We start from the raw sequence: 15,084 nt of genomic DNA on the forward strand, positions 1-15,084 counted from the left end.
CGGGAGTCGGCATGAGGCTGATCGGCAAGAACGGCCCGGGCGCCAAGCCGGCGCCCGTCGAGGCGGACACCGACGCCTGGGCGGAGAGCGCCGAGAGCCTGGACGCCCGCCCCGGAGCCCTGCCCGCCCAGCGCACCAGCGGCCTGTCCGAGCGGCCCCAGGCCGCCGGGTCGGGGCCCGACAGCCTCGTCCACGTGCCCTCGCGGCAGTTCTCCGCCGAGGTCGGCCCGTACGGCCCGCAGGGCGGGGACGGCGCCGTGCTGGAGGCCGCCGCCCTGGACCCGACGAGCTTCGAGACGGCGCTCGCCGCCCGGGAGTCCGCCGCGCTGGAGGCCCGGCACCGGCAGGCCGCCGACGACGGGGACGCGGACGCCGCCAGCCGCCTGGGCACCCTGCTGCTGCGCCGCGGGGACCTGGAGGACGCCGAACCGTACCTGCGCGCCGCCTCGGCCGCCGGGGTGCGCGCCGCGGCCAACAACCTCGGAGTGCTGCTGCACCAGCAGGGCCACCGCGCCGAGGCCGGCCAGTGGTGGCGCCAGGCGGCGGTGGCGGGCAGCGCCCCGGCCGCGCACGCGCTCGGGCTGCAGCTGCGCGACCAGGGCGAGGAGGAGGCCGCCGAGTACTGGCTGCACTTCGCCGCCGACCACGGCCACCCGCTGGGCGCCTACGCGCTGGGCGACCTGATGGAGCACCGGCGCGACGTGCGCGCCGAGCGCTGGTTCAAGGTGTCCGCCGACGCCGGGCACCGCGAGGCCGCCTACCGGCTGGCCCGGATGCGCGAGGCCGCGGGGGACAAGGACACCGCCGAGACCTGGTACCGCACGGCCGCCGCCCGCAGCCACGCCCGGGCCGCGCTGCGCCTGGGCGTGCTGCTGGAGGAGCGCGCCGGCGGCGAGCAGGCGCTGCTGGACGAGGCCGCCCGCTGGTACCGGCAGTCCGCGCAGAACGGGGAGGCGCGCGCCGCCTGCGCCCTCGGCTTCCTGCTGCGCGACTGCGGGGACCTCACCGCCGCCGCCGAGTGGTGGCAGGAGGCCGCCGAGGCGGGCGACGGCAACGCCGCCAACGCCCTGGGCGCCCTGCACGCCGGCCGGGGCTCGGCCAAGGAGGCCGAGCGCTGGTACCGCACCGCGCTGGAGGCCGGCGACCACAACGGCGCCTTCAACCTGGGCCTGCTGTGCGCCGGTACGGGCCGTGAGCAGCAGGCCGAGCAGTGGTACCGCCGGGCCGCGTACGCCGGGCACCGGGAGGCGTGCAACGCGCTGGCCGTGGTGCTGCTCCAGCGCGGCGACGAGTCCGGCGCCGAGCCGTGGTTCTCCAAGGCCGCCGAGGCCGGCAGCGTGGACGGCGCCTTCAACCTGGGCGTGCTGCACGCCGGGCGCGGCGAGCAGCGCCAGGCCCAGGAGTGGTACGCGCGGGCCGCCGCCGAGGGGCACGGGGAGGCGGCGCTGCAACTGGCCGTCGCCCAGGAGCAGCGCGGCAACCTGGCGGGCGCCCTGGAGCGCTACCGGCAGGCGGCGGCGGGCGGTTCGGCGGAGGGCTGCTTCCGGCTGGCCTCGCTGCTGGACCGGCGCGGGGACGCGGACGCCGAGGCGGAGCACTGGTACGCGGTGGCGGCCGACGCCGGGCACCGGCGGGCGCAGGTGCGCATGGGCGTGCGGGCGGCCGAGCGGGGGGCGCTGGAGATCGCCGAGAGCTGGTACCGGCGGGCGGCGGAGGCGGGCAGCCGCAGCGCGGCGTTCAACCTGGGGCTGCTGCTGGCCCGGCAGGACAGCGAGGCGGAGGCGATGCTCTGGTACACCCGGGCCGCCGACGCCGGGCACGGGCGGGCGGCGCTGCGCCTGGCGCTGCTGGCGCTGCGCCGGGGGGAGCCGGTGCAGGCGGAGAACTGGTGCCGGCGGGCGGCGGACTACGGGCCGGCCGAGGTGGCGGAGCGGGCCGGGCGGCTGCTGGGTGCGCTCAATGCGGAGCTGAGCGCGTAAGGAGCGCTCAAGCCCCTTGTCGGGGGCGGCAGTTCGGGCACAGCCCCCGGTAGGTGATCTCGGCCGCGGCGAGGGTGAAGCCGTGGCGTTCGGTGGCGGGCAGGGCGGCGAGCGCGTCGCCGCGGGGGTGCACGTCGCGCACGGTGCCGCAGCCGGAGCAGACCAGGTGCTGGTGGGCGCGGTGGGCGTTGGGGTCGTAGCGCTTGGCGCGGCCGACGGCGTCGAGTTCCAGCACCTCGCCGAGGGCGACGAGTTCGCCGAGGGTGTTGTAGACGGTGGCGCGGCTGATCTCGGGCAGGCGGGCCGTGGCGCGGGTGTGCACCTCGTCGGCGGTGAGGTGGACGTGGTCGCCTTCGAGGACCTCGGCGACGACCCGGCGCTGTGAGGTCAGCCGCCAGCCGCGGGCGCGAAGTCGTTCCAGCAGGTCGCTCATGAGTCCAGAGTAGGTCATGATCCGGAATTGGTTCCAGTGTTGACTTGGACAAAGTCCAAAGTTAGGTTCGATGTCGTCACGACCGGAAACCGCGGAGGCACCCCCATGACCACCCAGGACGAGCTGCGCCCGACCCTCACCACGGAGGCGGGTGCCCCCGTCGCCGACAACCAGAACACCGAGACCGCGGGCCCCGGCGGCCCCGCCCTCATCCAGGACCAGCTGCTCTTCGAGAAGCTCGCGCACTTCAACCGCGAGCGCATCCCGGAGCGCGTCGTCCACGCCCGGGGCGCCGGGGCGTACGGCACGTTCACCGTGACCGCCGACGTGTCGGCCTGGACCCGGGCCGCGTTCCTCTCGCAGGTCGGCAAGCAGACCGAGGTGTTCCTGCGCTTCTCCACCGTGGCCGGCAACCTCGGCTCGGCCGACGCCGTGCGCGACCCGCGCGGCTTCGCGCTGAAGTTCTACACCGAGGAGGGCAACTACGACCTCGTCGGCAACAACACCCCGGTGTTCTTCATCAAGGACGCCACCAAGTTCCCCGACTTCATCCACACCCAGAAGCGGGACCCGTACACCGGCTCCCAGGAGGCGGACAACGTCTGGGACTTCTGGGGCCTGTCGCCCGAGGCCACCCACCAGGTGACCTGGCTCTTCGGCGACCGCGGCATCCCCGCCTCGTACCGGCACATGAACGGCTACGGCTCGCACACCTTCCAGTGGCAGAACGAGGCCGGCGAGCACTTCTGGGTCAAGTACCACTTCAAGACCGACCAGGGCATCCGCAACCTCACCCAGGCCGAGGCCAACCACCTCGCGGGCGAGGACCCGGACAGCCACCAGCGGGACCTGCGCGAGTCGATCGAGCGCGGCGAGTACCCGAGCTGGACGGTCCAGGTGCAGGTCATGCCCGCCGCCGACGCTGCCGCCTACCGCTTCAACCCCTTCGACCTGACCAAGGTCTGGCCGCACGCCGACTACCCGCCGATCGAGATCGGCCGCCTCGAGCTCAACCGCAACCCCGACAACGTCTTCGCCGAGGTCGAGCAGTCGGCCTTCTCCCCGGCGCACTTCGTGCCCGGCATCGGCCCCTCCCCGGACAAGATGCTCCAGGGCCGGCTCTTCGCCTACGCCGACGCCCACCGCTACCGGGTCGGCGTCAACGCCGACCACCTGCCCGTCAACCGCCCCCACGCCACCGAGGCCCGCACCAACGGCCGCGACGGGTACCTGTACGACGGGCGGCACGGGCGGAGCAAGAACTACGAGCCCAACAGCTTCGGCGGCCCCGTGCAGACCGGCCGCCCGCTCTGGGCCGCGACCGCGGTGGACGGGTACACGGGCACCCACGAGGCGCCCTCGCACACCGAGGACGACGACTTCGGGCAGGCCGGCGCGCTGTACCGGCTCTACTCCGAGGACGAGAAGCAGCGGCTGGTCGCCAACCTGGCCGGCTTCATCGCCAAGGTCTCCGCCGACCGCGAGGACATCGTGGAGCGGGCCGTCGACAACTTCCGCAAGGCCGACGCCGACTACGGGCAGCGGCTGGAGGCGGCCGTCCGCGAGCTGCGCAAGCGGTAGGCCGGACGGGCACAGACCGCGGGCCCCTTCACCAGCTCCCACTGGTGAAGGGGCCTGCGCTGCTACTCGCCCGCTCGCCTCCGGGGCGCTCTTGACCCGGTGTCGGTGGCCGGCGCTCCGGCGCTCGTGCCTCGCTTGTCGCTTCTCCCTTTCGACACCGGCGCGCCCCTTCGGCTCGGGGCGGGGCTCAGACCGACAGGCGGCGCAGCGTCTCCTCGTGCAGCAGCCCGTTGGAGGCCACCGCGTCCGCGCCGCCGGGGCCCGGGACGCCGTCCAGGCCCGTGAAGCGGCCGCCGGCCTCCTCGACGATGACGCTGTTGGCCGCCATGTCCCACAGGGACAGCTCGGGCTCGGCGGCGATGTCGACGGCGCCCTCGGCGACCATCATGTAGGACCAGAAGTCGCCGTAGGCGCGGGTGCGCCAGCAGGCGCGGGTGAGGTCCAGGAACGGGTCGAGGCGGCCGCGGTCCTCCCAGCCGCCGAGGGAGGAGTACGAGAAGGAGGCGTCCTCGATCCGGGAGACCCCGGAGACGTGGATGCGGGACGCCTTGGCGAGGCTGCGGCCGGCGAAGGCGCCCAGGCCCTTGGCGGCCCACCAGCGGCGCTGGAGCGCGGGCGCGGAGACGATGCCGACCACCGGGCGCTCGACGCCGTCGGGGCCGTCCTCGAGCAGGGCGATCAGGGTGGCCCAGACCGGGACGCCACGGATGTAGTTCTTGGTGCCGTCGATCGGGTCGATCACCCAGCGGCGCGGGCCGGAGCCCTGCAGGCCGAACTCCTCGCCGAGGACGGCGTCGCGGGGGCGGGCGCGCTGGAGGATGCTGCGCACCAGTTCCTCGGCGGCCTTGTCGGCGTCGCTGACGGGGGTGAGGTCGGGCTTGGTCTCGACCTTCAGGTCGAGGGCACGGAAGCGCTCCAGGGTGACCGAGTCGGCCGAGTCGGCGAGGACGTGGGCGAGTCGGAGATCGTCGTGGTAGTCGGCCATGTCCGAAACCCTAGCCGAGGCTTCCCCGCGGGCGGGTGAGCGAGTCCGGCCATTCCCGGGTCCCTCCGTTCCGAGGCCCCGCCGGGTCTCAGTGGGCGGAGCCGCTGAGCTGGAGGCCGATGACGCCGGCGATGACCAGGGAGACGGAGACGAGTTTGAGCACCGAGGTGGTCTCGTCGAGGAAGGCCATGCCGTAGATCGCGGTGCCGGCCGCGCCGATGCCCGTCCAGACGGCGTAGGCGGGGCCGACCGGCAGGCTCTTGAGGGAGAGGGTCAGCAGGCCGAAGCTGCTGAGGGCGAACACGCAGAAGCTGATGGTGGGCCAGAGCTTGGTGAAGCCCTCGCTGAGCTTGAGGTTGATCGCGAAGCCGGTCTCCAGCAGGCCGGCGAGGATCACCAGGGCCCATGCCATCCGTGCCCTCCCAGTCGTTCGACGGATCGGGCAGCGCGCCGGCCCGACTTTCCTATGATCGCCAGGCCGGCGCGGTCCGACACCTCGAACGGAGGAGGAGTGCGAGGGATCAGTCGCCCTCGCGGGCCTCCTTGCTGGCCAGCAGGCGGCGCAGCGAGTAGAGCCGGGCGCCCTCCGCGTGGCCGTCCGCGACCCAGGCGTCCAGGGCACAGTCCGGCTCGTCGTGGCTGCACGCGCGCGGGCAGTCGACGGTGCCGGGCTCCAGGTCGGGGAAGGCGTGGATGACCCGGGACGGATCGATGTGGGAGAGGCCGAAGGAGCGGAAGCCGGGGGTGTCGATCACCCAGCCGGGGTTCAGGGCCTTCTTGGAGCCGGCCTTGGCGCCGGGCGGCGGGGGCAGGCGCAGCGCGAGCGCGGAGGTGGTGGTGTGCCGGCCGCGGCCGGTGACGGCGTTGACGTGGCCGGTCTGGCGCCGGTGGTCCGGGACGAGGGCGTTGACCAGGGTGGTCTTGCCGACGCCGGAGTGGCCGATGAAGACGGTGGACAGGCCCCGCAGGTGCTCGCGCACGGCCTCGGCGCCGGTGGTCTCCAGCTCGTCGCGCCGGGTGACCACGTAGGTGATGCCGAGCGGGGCGTAGGACTCCAGCAGGGGCTCGGCCGGGGCGAGGTCGGACTTGGTGAGCACCAGCAGGGGTTCCATGCCGGCGTCGTAGGCGGCGACCAGGCAGCGGTCGATCAGCCGGGGGCGGGGCTCGGGGTCGGCGAGGGCGGTGACGATGGCGAGCTGTTCGGCGTTGGCGACGACGATCCGCTCGTAGGGGTCGTCGTCGTCCGCGGTGCGCCGCAGGACGGAGGCGCGCTCCTCGACCCTGACGATGCGGGCGAGGGTGTCGGAGTCGCCGGAGAGGTCCCCGACGATGCCGACGTGGTCGCCGACGACCACGCCCTTGCGGCCCAGTTCGCGGGCCTTCATGGCGACGACCTCGCGCTCCTGCTTGGTGCCCTGGTCGACCAGGCAGGTCAGCCGGCCGCGGTCGATGGTGAGCACCATCGCCTCGGCGGCGTCATCGTGCTTGGGCCGGATGCGGGTGCGCGGTCGCGAGCCCCGGCGGGCGGGGCGGTTGCGGATGTCGTCCTCGTCGGCGTCCTTGCCGTAGCGGCGCATGCTCTCAGTCTCCGCTCAGGCGCCCGCCGCCGCTTCACCGAGCAGTTCCGCCCACATCTGCGGGAAGTCGGGCAGGGTCTTGGCGGTGGTGGCGATGTTCTCCACCTGGACACCGGGCACGGACAGGCCGATGACGGCGCCGGCGGTGGCGAGGCGGTGGTCCTCGTAGGTGTGGAAGATTCCGCCGCGCAGGGGGCGGGGGCGGATGCGCAGCCCGTCCTCGGTCTCGGTGACGTCGCCGCCGAGGTCGTTGATCTCCTTGGCGAGGGCGGCGAGGCGGTCGGTCTCGTGCAGGCGCAGGTGGGCGATGCCGTACAGGTGGGACTCGGAGTCGGCGAGGGCGGCGACGGCGGCGATCACGGGGGTGAGCTCGCCGACGTCGTGCAGGTCGGCCTCGATGCCGTGGATGCGGCCGGTGCCGGTGAACTGCAGGCCCTCGTCGGTGAACTCGCAGGCGCCGCCCATGCGGGTGTACAGCTCGCGCAGCTGGTCGCCGGGCTGGGTGGTGTGGGCGGGCCAGTCGCGGACGGTGACGCGGCCGCCGGTGGCGAGGGCGGCGGCGAAGAAGGGGGCGGCGTTGGACAGGTCGGGCTCGACGACGAGGTCGCGGCCGATCAGGGCGCCGGGGGTGACCCGCCAGACGTCCTTCTCGCCGCCGTCCTCGGGGGCGTCGACCTGGACGCCGGCCTTGCGGAGCATCTCGACGGTCATGCGGATGTGCGGCAGGGAGGGGACGGGGCCGCCGACGTGGCGGACCTCGACGCCATGGCGGTAGCGGGCGCCGGACAGCAGCAGGGCGGAGACGAACTGGGAGGAGGCGGAGGCGTCGAGCTCGACGGGGCCGCCGTCGAGGCCGCCGGTGCCGTGCACGGTGAAAGGGAAGGTGCCGCGGCCGTCGTCGTCGATGCGGGCGCCGAGGGCACGCAGGGCGTTGATGACGCCGTGCTGGGGGCGCTCGTGGCTGCGCGGGTCGCCGTCGAAGTGGACGGGCCCGTCGGCGAGGACGGCGAGCGGAGGCAGGAAGCGCATGACGGTGCCGGCGTTGCCGACGTCGACGGTGGCGGGGCCGAGCAGGGCGGGGGTGGGGATGACGCGCCAGGCTTCGCCGCCGCCGGTGCCGCCGGAGTCGTTGTTGACCTTCTCCTCGATGCCGACGCCCAGGGCGCGCAGCCCGTCCGCCATCAGCTGGGAGTCGCGGCTGCGCAGCGGGCGGCGCACCCAGCCGGGCTCGTCGGCGAGTGCCGCCAGCACCAGGGCCCGGTTGGTGACCGACTTCGAGCCGGGGATGGTGACGGTGGCGTCAACAGGGGTGGTCGCGACGGGGGCGGGCCACAGGGTCTCGGTCATGGGGGCCAGTCTAGGGGCCGGACGTGGCCTCTCCGGGCGGCGGCCGTATGGCGGGACGGGGGCGGTTCAGAGCTGCAGGGGCTGGAGGAGCCAGGCGGCGCCGAGGGCGAGGCAGGCGAGGGCGGTGAGCAGGAAGACAGTGATCCAGGCGAGGCCGGGGACGTGGGTGAGGCGGGCGAGCTGGTCGGCGTCGGAGTCGCGGGCCCAGCCGATGCGGCGCTGGTGCTGGAGCTCCAGGACGGGCCGTACGGCGCCGAAGAGCAGGAACCAGCAGCCGAGGTAGGCGAAGCCGGCCTGGACCTGGGCGGTGCCGAACCAGGACACCAGGAAGAAGGCGCCGCCGGCGATCAGGACGGTGAACAGGCCGAAGGCGTTGCGGATGCGCACCAGCAGGGCGAGCAGCAGGGCGATGACGAGCCAGAGCAGCAGGGTGATGCGGTCGGCGGCGAGCAGGGCGGCGCAGCCGAGGCCGAGCAGGGCGGGGGCGGTGTAGCCGGCGAGGGCGGTGAGGATCATGCCGGGGCCGGTGGGGCGGCCGTAGGAGAGGGTCAGGCCCGAGGTGTCGGAGTGCAGGCGGATGCCGGCGAGCTTGCGGCCGGTGAGCAGGGCGGCGAGGCCGTGGCCGCCCTCGTGGGCGATGGTGACGGCGTTGCGGGCCAGGTGCCAGAGCGGGCGGGCGAGGACGGTGAGCAGGGCGGCCGCGCCGGTGGCGAGGACCAGCCAGCCCGGCGGGGCGGCCTGGGTGCCGGTGACGCGGCTCCACAGGTCGGCGAGGTCGTGTCCGCTCTGGTGCGTGCTCATGGTCCCTGGCTCCGTCCGCTGCGTTGGGCCGTTCGGGGCAGCCTCCCATGCGGGGACGGTGCGGCGGCAGCCGGTGGTTCTGGGTTCCGGATGAGAAGAACGGGCCGGACGGGAACGGGCCGGACGGGAACGGGTGGCGTGGGAAGCTGGCCCGTATGTGCGGGCGCTTCGCAGCCGGCGGCAGGCCGGAGGACATCGTCGATCTGTTCGGCGTGGAGCAGTGGGACCCCGAGGAGACGCTGGAGCCGAACTGGAACGTCGCGCCGACGAACAGCGCCTTCGTGGTGCTGGAGCGGATGGCGAGGAACGAGCCGAGGGCGGTGCGGCAGCTGCGGGTGCTGCGCTGGGGGCTGGTGCCGCAGTGGTCGAACACGGCCGAGACGGCGGTGAAGATGATCAACGCCCGGGCGGACACCGTGCACGAGAAGCCCTCCTACCGGCAGGCGTTCGCCGCGCGGCGGTGCATCCTGCCGGTGGACGGCTACTACGAGTGGCAGACGGTGCCGGGCGAGCGGGGCAAGCCGCGCAAGAAGCCGTACTTCGTCTCCCGGGCGGACGGGACGCCGCTGGCCCTGGCCGGGCTGTACGAGTTCTGGCGCGACCGGACGGTGCCGCCGGACCACCCGCGGGCCTGGCTGGTGACCTTCGCGGTGGTGACGACGGAGGCGGAGGAGCTGCTGGCGCCGATCCACGAGCGGATGCCGCTGTTCCTGGACCCGTCCACCTGGGACGAGTGGCTGGACCCGGCGGCGGACGACCCGGAGGAGCTGCGCAGGCTGCTGATACCCCCGCCGCCGGGGGCGCTGCTGGCCACTCCGGTGGCGCCCGCGGTGGGGAACATCCGCAACAACGGCCCGGAGCTCATGGAGCCGTACACCGAGGTCGAGTACGAGACCACGCTGTTCTGAATCGCCGAAGGGGATCTGTCATGACCGTCGAGCTCGTGGACACCGAGGCCGGCGAGGCCAGGATCACGTACCACCGGGCGGCGAAGCCCCGGGCGGTGCTGGCGCTGGGGCACGGCGCGGGCGGCGGGATCGAGGCGCGGGACCTGGTGGCGCTGGCCGCCGCGCTGCCGCCGCGCGGGATCACCGTGGCGCTGGTGGAGCAGCCCTGGCGGGTGGCGGGGCGCAGGGTGGCGCCCGCGCCGAGGACGCTGGATCTTGGCTGGCGGCCGGTGGCCGAGCGGCTGGCCGCGAAGGGCCCGGCGCTGGTGGTCGGCGGGCGCAGCGCGGGCGCGCGGGTGGCCTGCCGTACGGGCGCGGCGACCGGGGCGGTGGGGGTGGTGGCGCTGGCGTTCCCGCTGCACCCGCCGGGCAGGCCGGAGAAGAGCCGGGCGCAGGAGCTGCTGGAGTCGGGGCTGGCGACGCTGGTGGTGCAGGGGCCGGCGGACCCGTTCGGCGGGCCGGGGGAGTTCCCCGAACTGCCCGAGGGGCACGAGCTGGTGGCGCTGCCGTACGGCAACCACGGGTTCGAGGTGCCCAAGCGGGCGGAGGTCGGGCAGGAGGAGGTGCTGGAGCTGCTCTGCCGGGCGGTGGGGGACTTCGTGCTGGGGCTGGTGTGAGCAGGGCCGTTTTCCGGGTGTGAGGGCGGGGTCGCCGGTGCGGGTGAACGGTGGTGGTGGGCGGGAATGCGGGCGGGGTCCGCGTGGTTGTCGCCTTCGTCAGCGTGAGTGTCAGCACGAGTCACCGGTGAGAGGCAGGGCAGATGGGTTCGATCGCGTGCCCGGAACGGCCTGAGGAGCGCGAGGCCGCCGCGGCGTTCGCACCCTCCTGGTCGGAGTGGCTCGACGCGGGCGAGAAGCCCGTGAGCCCGATATCCTCGCTCTCGGGGCGGCCCGCCGTGGGTCGTGCCCGTCATGCCGAGGAGGTGGGTCCGGTCGTCGGGACCGAGCATGAGGCCGAGTCGGGCCACGGCCCGGACGAGGCCCTGCCTGCGGGCGAGGCGCTGACCGGTGAGGAGCTGGCCGAGGCGATCGGCGAGGACACCTTCCGGGTGTCCGTGGAGGAGACCGAGGAGGCCCGGCGGGAGCGCTTCGAGCGCGACGCCCTGGGGTACCTCGACCCGATGTACTCGGCGGCGCTGCGCATGACGCGCAACCCGGCCGATGCGGAGGACCTCCTCCAGGAGGCGTTCGCGAAGGCGTACGCGTCCTTCCACCAGTTCCGCGAGGGTACGAACCTCAAAGCCTGGCTGTACCGCATCCTCACCAACACGTTCATCAACTCGTACCGCAAGAAGCAGCGTGAGCCCCAGCGCACGGCGGCGGAGGAGATCGAGGACTGGCAGCTGGCGCGCGCCGAGTCGCACATGTCGACCGGTCTGCGTTCGGCCGAGACGCAGGCCCTGGACCACCTCCCCGACAGCGACGTGAAGGACGCGCTGCAGGCGATCCCGGAGGAATTCAGGATCGCCGTCTACCTCGCGGACGTAGAAGGCTTTGCGTACAAGGAGATCGCGGACATCATGGGTACTCCCATCGGTACGGTGATGTCCCGGCTGCACCGCGGCCGTCGTCAGCTGCGCGGCATGCTGGAGGACTACGCCCGTGAGCGCGGGCTCGTCCCGGCCGGCAGCGGGGCAGGGCAGGAAGCGAAGGGCTCGGGCTCATGAGCTGCGGCGATCCGCACGAAACCGAGTGTGGCGAGGTCCTCGACCACCTCTATGAATTCCTCGACAACGAGATGGCCGAGGGCGACTGCGCCAAGCTGCGCGTGCACTTCGAGGAGTGCTCGCCGTGCCTGAAGCAGTACGGGCTCGAGCAGGCGATCAAGGCGCTGATCAAGCGCTCCTGCGGGTGCGACGACACCCCGGCGGACCTGCGCGGCAAGGTGCTGGCGAGGATCGACTCGATCCGGGCCGGGCAGCGCCCGAGCGAGCCGGTGGTGGTCGTGGAGACGACCTCCGTCGAGGTGCACGTCGAGGCGGCGCGTCCGGCTCCGGTCCTGGACTCCGAGGACGCGAAGGCGTCCGGGGAGCCGCAGGACGCGTCGGCCGTCACGGTGCGTGACTGACCGGCGGAGCCGATCCTCCCGTCCGGGAGGCGTGCCGGGCACGCCCGACGGATGGTTCGAACAGGGACCCACAGCGGCCCCGGGAGCATGCGCTCCCGGGGCCGCTCCCGTTCTGCTCACGTGCGCCCTCACTCGTTCGAGTGAGTTGGCGGTGCGCCAACTGCGCCATTGCGCGATCATGCGTCCCCACGCCCGATGAGCGCCCTATCCTCCTGACGGACGCTCACCGCCGGTCCCCCCGGCGGGTCGAGACAGCGCGGGCCAGGACGGCGGGGAGGTCGATATCGCTACCGACAGTGGAGGCGCGACCCTGCCGCCCGGGGCGGCGCGCTACCTGGTGGCCGTCCCCGCGGCGGCCGTGTGCTGCCTGGTCCCGCTGCTGCCCGCGGGGCTCCTGGCCGGGGTGCCGGGCTGGCTCGGCGGGCCCGTCGACTGGCCCAAGGTCGCGCTGCTGGCCTTCCTGCACGGCTGCTGGGAGTCGCTCGCCCAGGGCATGCCGACCCCCTGCCTGCGCCTGGTGCGCCGGGTGCTGCGCCGCCCCGCGCCCGCCGAACGGGTGCGCATCCGCTCCGGCGCGAACGCCTTCTTCCCGGTGCTGTTCGCCGGGGTGCTGATGCTGACGCCCGCCGCCGCCGCGCTGGTCGCCGTGCCCGCCGCGCTGCTCGGCGGCCCCGCCGGGCCGCGGTGGCGGGCCCGGCAGCTGTTCAACGGCTCGCAGCTGGCGCTGTGCGCCTTCGCCTCCTCCGTCGCCTGGCACCTGCTGCACGGCCCGCAGCTGCTGCTCGGCTCGCGCTTCCCCGCCGCGCTGCTGCCAGGCTTCGCCGCCGTCGCCGCGTTCTGCCTGGTCAACGGCGCCGTGGTGGGCGGGATGCTGATGCTCACCGAGGGCCGGCGCCCCGGGGTGCTGCTGCGCGGGGCCTGCTCGGTGTGCGGGCTGCCGGTGCTGGTGCACGCGGCCGGCGGGCTGATGGTCGCGGTGCTGTGGCAGGGCCCGTACGGGGCGTTCGCCGCGCTGCTGGCGCTGCTGCCGCTGTCCATCTCGGCGTGGGTCTTCGCCCAGGGGCAGCGCGAGCAGGACGCCCACCAGGCCACCGTGCAGTCGCTGGTGCAGGCCGTGGAGATCAAGGACGCGTACACCCGCGGCCACAGCGAACGCGTGGGCCGGGCATCGGTGCTGATCGCCGGTCAGCTCGGCATGGAGCCCGGGCGGCTGCGCACCCTGCGCTTCGCGGGCGTCCTGCACGACGTCGGCAAGCTGGGGGTGGCCACCGAGCTGCTGCGCAGAAACGGTCCCCTCAGCGAGGAGGAGCGCCGGGCGGTGGAGATCCACCCGGTGTACGGGTACGAGCTGGTGCGCGGCATCGACTTCCTCGGCGAGGCGCACGCCGGGATCCTGCACCATCACGAGCGGATGGACGGGCGCGGCTACCCCAGCGGACTCGCCGGGGAGCAGATCCCCGAGTTCGCCCGGATCATCTCCGTCGCCGACGCCTTCGACTCGATGACCTCCACCCGCTCCTACCGGCGCGGGCGCCCCGTCGCCGAGGCCGTCGCGGAGCTGGAGCGCTGCTCGGGCAGCCAGTTCGACCCGGTGATGGTGCGGGCGCTCATCGACGCGCTGGCGGTGCACGACTGGCAGCCGGTGCTGCCGCCCTCCGAGGACTGCATCCGGGCCGTGCCCGACATCCCGCTCGGGGTGCCCGAGCCCGCCCGGGCCGCGCCGGGCCGGGTGCCCGCGCAGGGCGGGGCCGCGCCGATGGCCGGGCAGCCGTGAGCGCCCCGGCGGTGCGCGGGGCCGGGACGGTGCGGGCCGTGCACGCGGGCGCGGTGGGGCTGCTGGTGCTCGCGGCGGCGGCCGTCGCGGTGCGCGGGGTCGCCGAACCGGGGGTCGCGCTGGCGTTCACCGCGCTGATCGCGCTCGGGGAGTGCGTACGGATCACCCTTCCGGGTGACCGCGAGCAGGCGCCGATCGGCGCGGCCGGCGCCCTGGCGTACGCGCTGCTCGGCCCGCTGCGCGGGGTGCCGACCGCCCACGGGACGCTGCAGGTCGTGGCCGTCACCGGCACCGGGCTGCTGCTCGCCTGGCTGCCGGGCCTCGTCGCGCCGCACCGGCGGCCCCCCTGGGCGGACGCGGCGCGGCGGGACAGCGCCGCCCGGCGGCTGCTCGGGGTCGGTTTCGCCGCCGCCGTCTTCCAGCCGCTCTACAACGGGGGCCTGGTCGACCGGTTCTCGCCCGAGGGGCCCGCGTACGGGGCGTTCCTGACCGCCGTCGCGGCGCTGGCCGCCCTGTGCGACGCGACGCTGGCGGCACTGATCCGCCGCTCCTCCACCGGGCTGCGCTTCCCGGCGGCGCTGGAGGACGAGCTGCGCTCGCTGTTCGGCATCGGCTCGGCGATCGTCGCCACCGGGATGCTGGTGAGCCTGGCGGCCGGGGAGGTGGGCCTGTGGGCGCTGCCGCTGTTCTGCACCCCGCTGCTGCTGGCCCAGGTGTCCTTCCGGCGGGCCGCCGCCGTGCGGGCCACCACCGGGCAGACCATCGCCTCGCTGGCCCGGGCCACCGAGGTGGCCGGCTACACCCCGCACGGGCACGCGCGCCGGGTCGCCGACACGGCGTGCGCGCTCGGGCGCGAGCTGGGCCTCGGGACCCGGGAACTGGCGCTGCTGGAGTACGCGGCGCTGATGCACGACGTGGGGCAGCTGTCGCTGGTCGAGCCGGTGCCCGACGGCGCCACCGCGCTGCTGCCCTGCGCCGAGCAGCAGCGCATCGCCCGCCTGGGCAGCGAGGTGATCAGCCGCACCGGGGTGCCCCGGCAGGTCGCCGAGCAGGTCGCCCGGCTGGCCGATCCGTGCGTCGGGCCGGCGGGGGGCGAGCGGCCCGTACCGCTGGCCGCCCGGATCATCCGCGTCGCCAACGCCCACGACGACCTGCTCACCGCCGCCCGGGGCCGGGGCCTGGGGGAGGCCGTGGGGCGGCTGGAGGCGCTGGAGGTGCTGCGGCTGGGCCGGGGGCGGGTCTACGACGCCAGGGTCGTGGACGCGCTGGCCCGGGTGGGCGGGCAGTACCGGGGCTGAGGCCCGTACCCGAGCCCCCGTACCCGAGGCCCGTACCCGAGCCTCGTGTCCGGTACCTGGCGCGCGGGCCCGTACGGGTTGAGACGGCGGGCCGGGGCGGGCAGGCTGGGTGGGGACGGGTCGAGCGGTGCGGGCCGGGCGGTGCGGGCGGTGAGGCCCGGGCGGTGCGGGCCCCAACCTCGGCGGTGGGGAGCGCGGGCGGGGGCGGGCGTGGTTGGATGCGGTCGTAGCGTGGAACACCGGCCCGGGCTCCGGGTCCCGGCGCCGTCCGAGACCTTCGGCAGGCGTCACGGGC

Annotated in this window: 14 protein-coding genes; 8 read left to right on the plus strand and 6 right to left on the minus strand. The window is 74.6% G+C overall.

Features of this window, described 5'->3' with window-relative positions:
- The first annotated feature begins 11 nt into the window (after positions 1–11).
- A complete protein-coding gene (locus IH61_RS0112265) occupies positions 12–1,979 on the plus strand; it encodes a tetratricopeptide repeat protein (protein ID WP_158844932.1) in 1,968 nt (655 codons plus the stop codon).
- A gap of 7 nt (positions 1,980–1,986) precedes the next feature.
- Here IH61_RS0112265 and IH61_RS0112270 read toward each other — a convergent pair whose 3' ends face one another.
- On the minus strand, positions 1,987–2,412 hold the full coding sequence (locus IH61_RS0112270) for a Fur family transcriptional regulator (RefSeq protein WP_031068726.1): 426 nt from the start codon (positions 2,410–2,412) through the stop codon (positions 1,987–1,989).
- Between the two features lie 105 nt (positions 2,413–2,517).
- On the opposite strand from IH61_RS0112270, the gene IH61_RS0112275 reads away from it, so the two are divergent.
- Positions 2,518–3,993, plus strand: a complete 1,476-nt coding sequence (locus tag IH61_RS0112275; protein ID WP_031068728.1) for a catalase — start codon at positions 2,518–2,520, stop codon at positions 3,991–3,993.
- 187 nt (positions 3,994–4,180) lie between these two features.
- Here the strand turns inward: IH61_RS0112275 and hisN are convergent, their stop codons facing one another.
- The 5 genes from hisN to IH61_RS0112300 form a co-directional block, all read right to left on the minus strand.
- Positions 4,181–4,978 carry a histidinol-phosphatase gene (gene hisN, locus IH61_RS0112280; protein ID WP_031068730.1) on the minus strand — a complete coding sequence of 266 codons (798 nt, stop codon included), beginning with the start codon at positions 4,976–4,978 and terminating at the stop codon, positions 4,181–4,183.
- Positions 4,979–5,066: 88 nt separating this feature from the next.
- A complete protein-coding gene (locus IH61_RS0112285) occupies positions 5,067–5,390 on the minus strand; it encodes a DMT family transporter (protein WP_031068733.1) in 324 nt (107 codons plus the stop codon).
- A gap of 109 nt (positions 5,391–5,499) precedes the next feature.
- Complete coding sequence (gene rsgA / locus IH61_RS0112290) at positions 5,500–6,555, minus strand: ribosome small subunit-dependent GTPase A (RefSeq protein WP_031068735.1); 1,056 nt, start codon at positions 6,553–6,555, stop codon at positions 5,500–5,502.
- Positions 6,556–6,570: 15 nt separating this feature from the next.
- Positions 6,571–7,902: a 3-phosphoshikimate 1-carboxyvinyltransferase gene (gene aroA / locus IH61_RS0112295; protein WP_031068737.1), complete on the minus strand. Its 1,332-nt coding sequence runs from the start codon at positions 7,900–7,902 to the stop codon at positions 6,571–6,573.
- Between the two features lie 66 nt (positions 7,903–7,968).
- On the minus strand, positions 7,969–8,703 hold the full coding sequence (locus tag IH61_RS0112300; protein ID WP_031068738.1) for a M50 family metallopeptidase: 735 nt from the start codon (positions 8,701–8,703) through the stop codon (positions 7,969–7,971).
- 155 nt (positions 8,704–8,858) lie between these two features.
- Between IH61_RS0112300 and IH61_RS0112305 the strand changes: the two genes are divergently transcribed.
- The 6 genes from IH61_RS0112305 to IH61_RS0112330 all read left to right on the plus strand — a co-directional run bounded on the left by IH61_RS0112305 (position 8,859) and on the right by IH61_RS0112330 (position 14,789).
- Positions 8,859–9,611, plus strand: coding sequence for an SOS response-associated peptidase (locus tag IH61_RS0112305; RefSeq protein ID WP_031068740.1), 753 nt, complete (start codon positions 8,859–8,861; stop codon positions 9,609–9,611).
- Between the two features lie 20 nt (positions 9,612–9,631).
- On the plus strand, positions 9,632–10,267 hold the full coding sequence (locus IH61_RS0112310; protein WP_031068743.1) for an alpha/beta family hydrolase: 636 nt from the start codon (positions 9,632–9,634) through the stop codon (positions 10,265–10,267).
- 305 nt (positions 10,268–10,572) lie between these two features.
- Positions 10,573–11,316, plus strand: coding sequence for a sigma-70 family RNA polymerase sigma factor (locus tag IH61_RS0112315; RefSeq protein ID WP_031068745.1), 744 nt, complete (start codon positions 10,573–10,575; stop codon positions 11,314–11,316).
- Entirely contained in the window at positions 11,313–11,717 is a 405-nt protein-coding gene (rsrA, locus tag IH61_RS48445) for a mycothiol system anti-sigma-R factor (RefSeq protein ID WP_078911044.1), read from the plus strand. Before IH61_RS0112315 ends, rsrA begins: the two co-directional genes overlap by 4 nt.
- A gap of 337 nt (positions 11,718–12,054) precedes the next feature.
- Complete coding sequence (locus IH61_RS0112325; RefSeq protein WP_051836908.1) at positions 12,055–13,491, plus strand: HD-GYP domain-containing protein; 1,437 nt, start codon at positions 12,055–12,057, stop codon at positions 13,489–13,491.
- Positions 13,488–14,789 carry an HD-GYP domain-containing protein gene (locus IH61_RS0112330; protein WP_420713901.1) on the plus strand — a complete coding sequence of 434 codons (1,302 nt, stop codon included), beginning with the start codon at positions 13,488–13,490 and terminating at the stop codon, positions 14,787–14,789. Before IH61_RS0112325 ends, IH61_RS0112330 begins: the two co-directional genes overlap by 4 nt.
- The last annotated feature ends 295 nt before the right edge of the window (positions 14,790–15,084 follow it).

It is taken from the genome of Streptomyces sp. NRRL WC-3742, from assembly GCF_000720635.1.
Taxonomy (GTDB): domain Bacteria; phylum Actinomycetota; class Actinomycetes; order Streptomycetales; family Streptomycetaceae; genus Kitasatospora.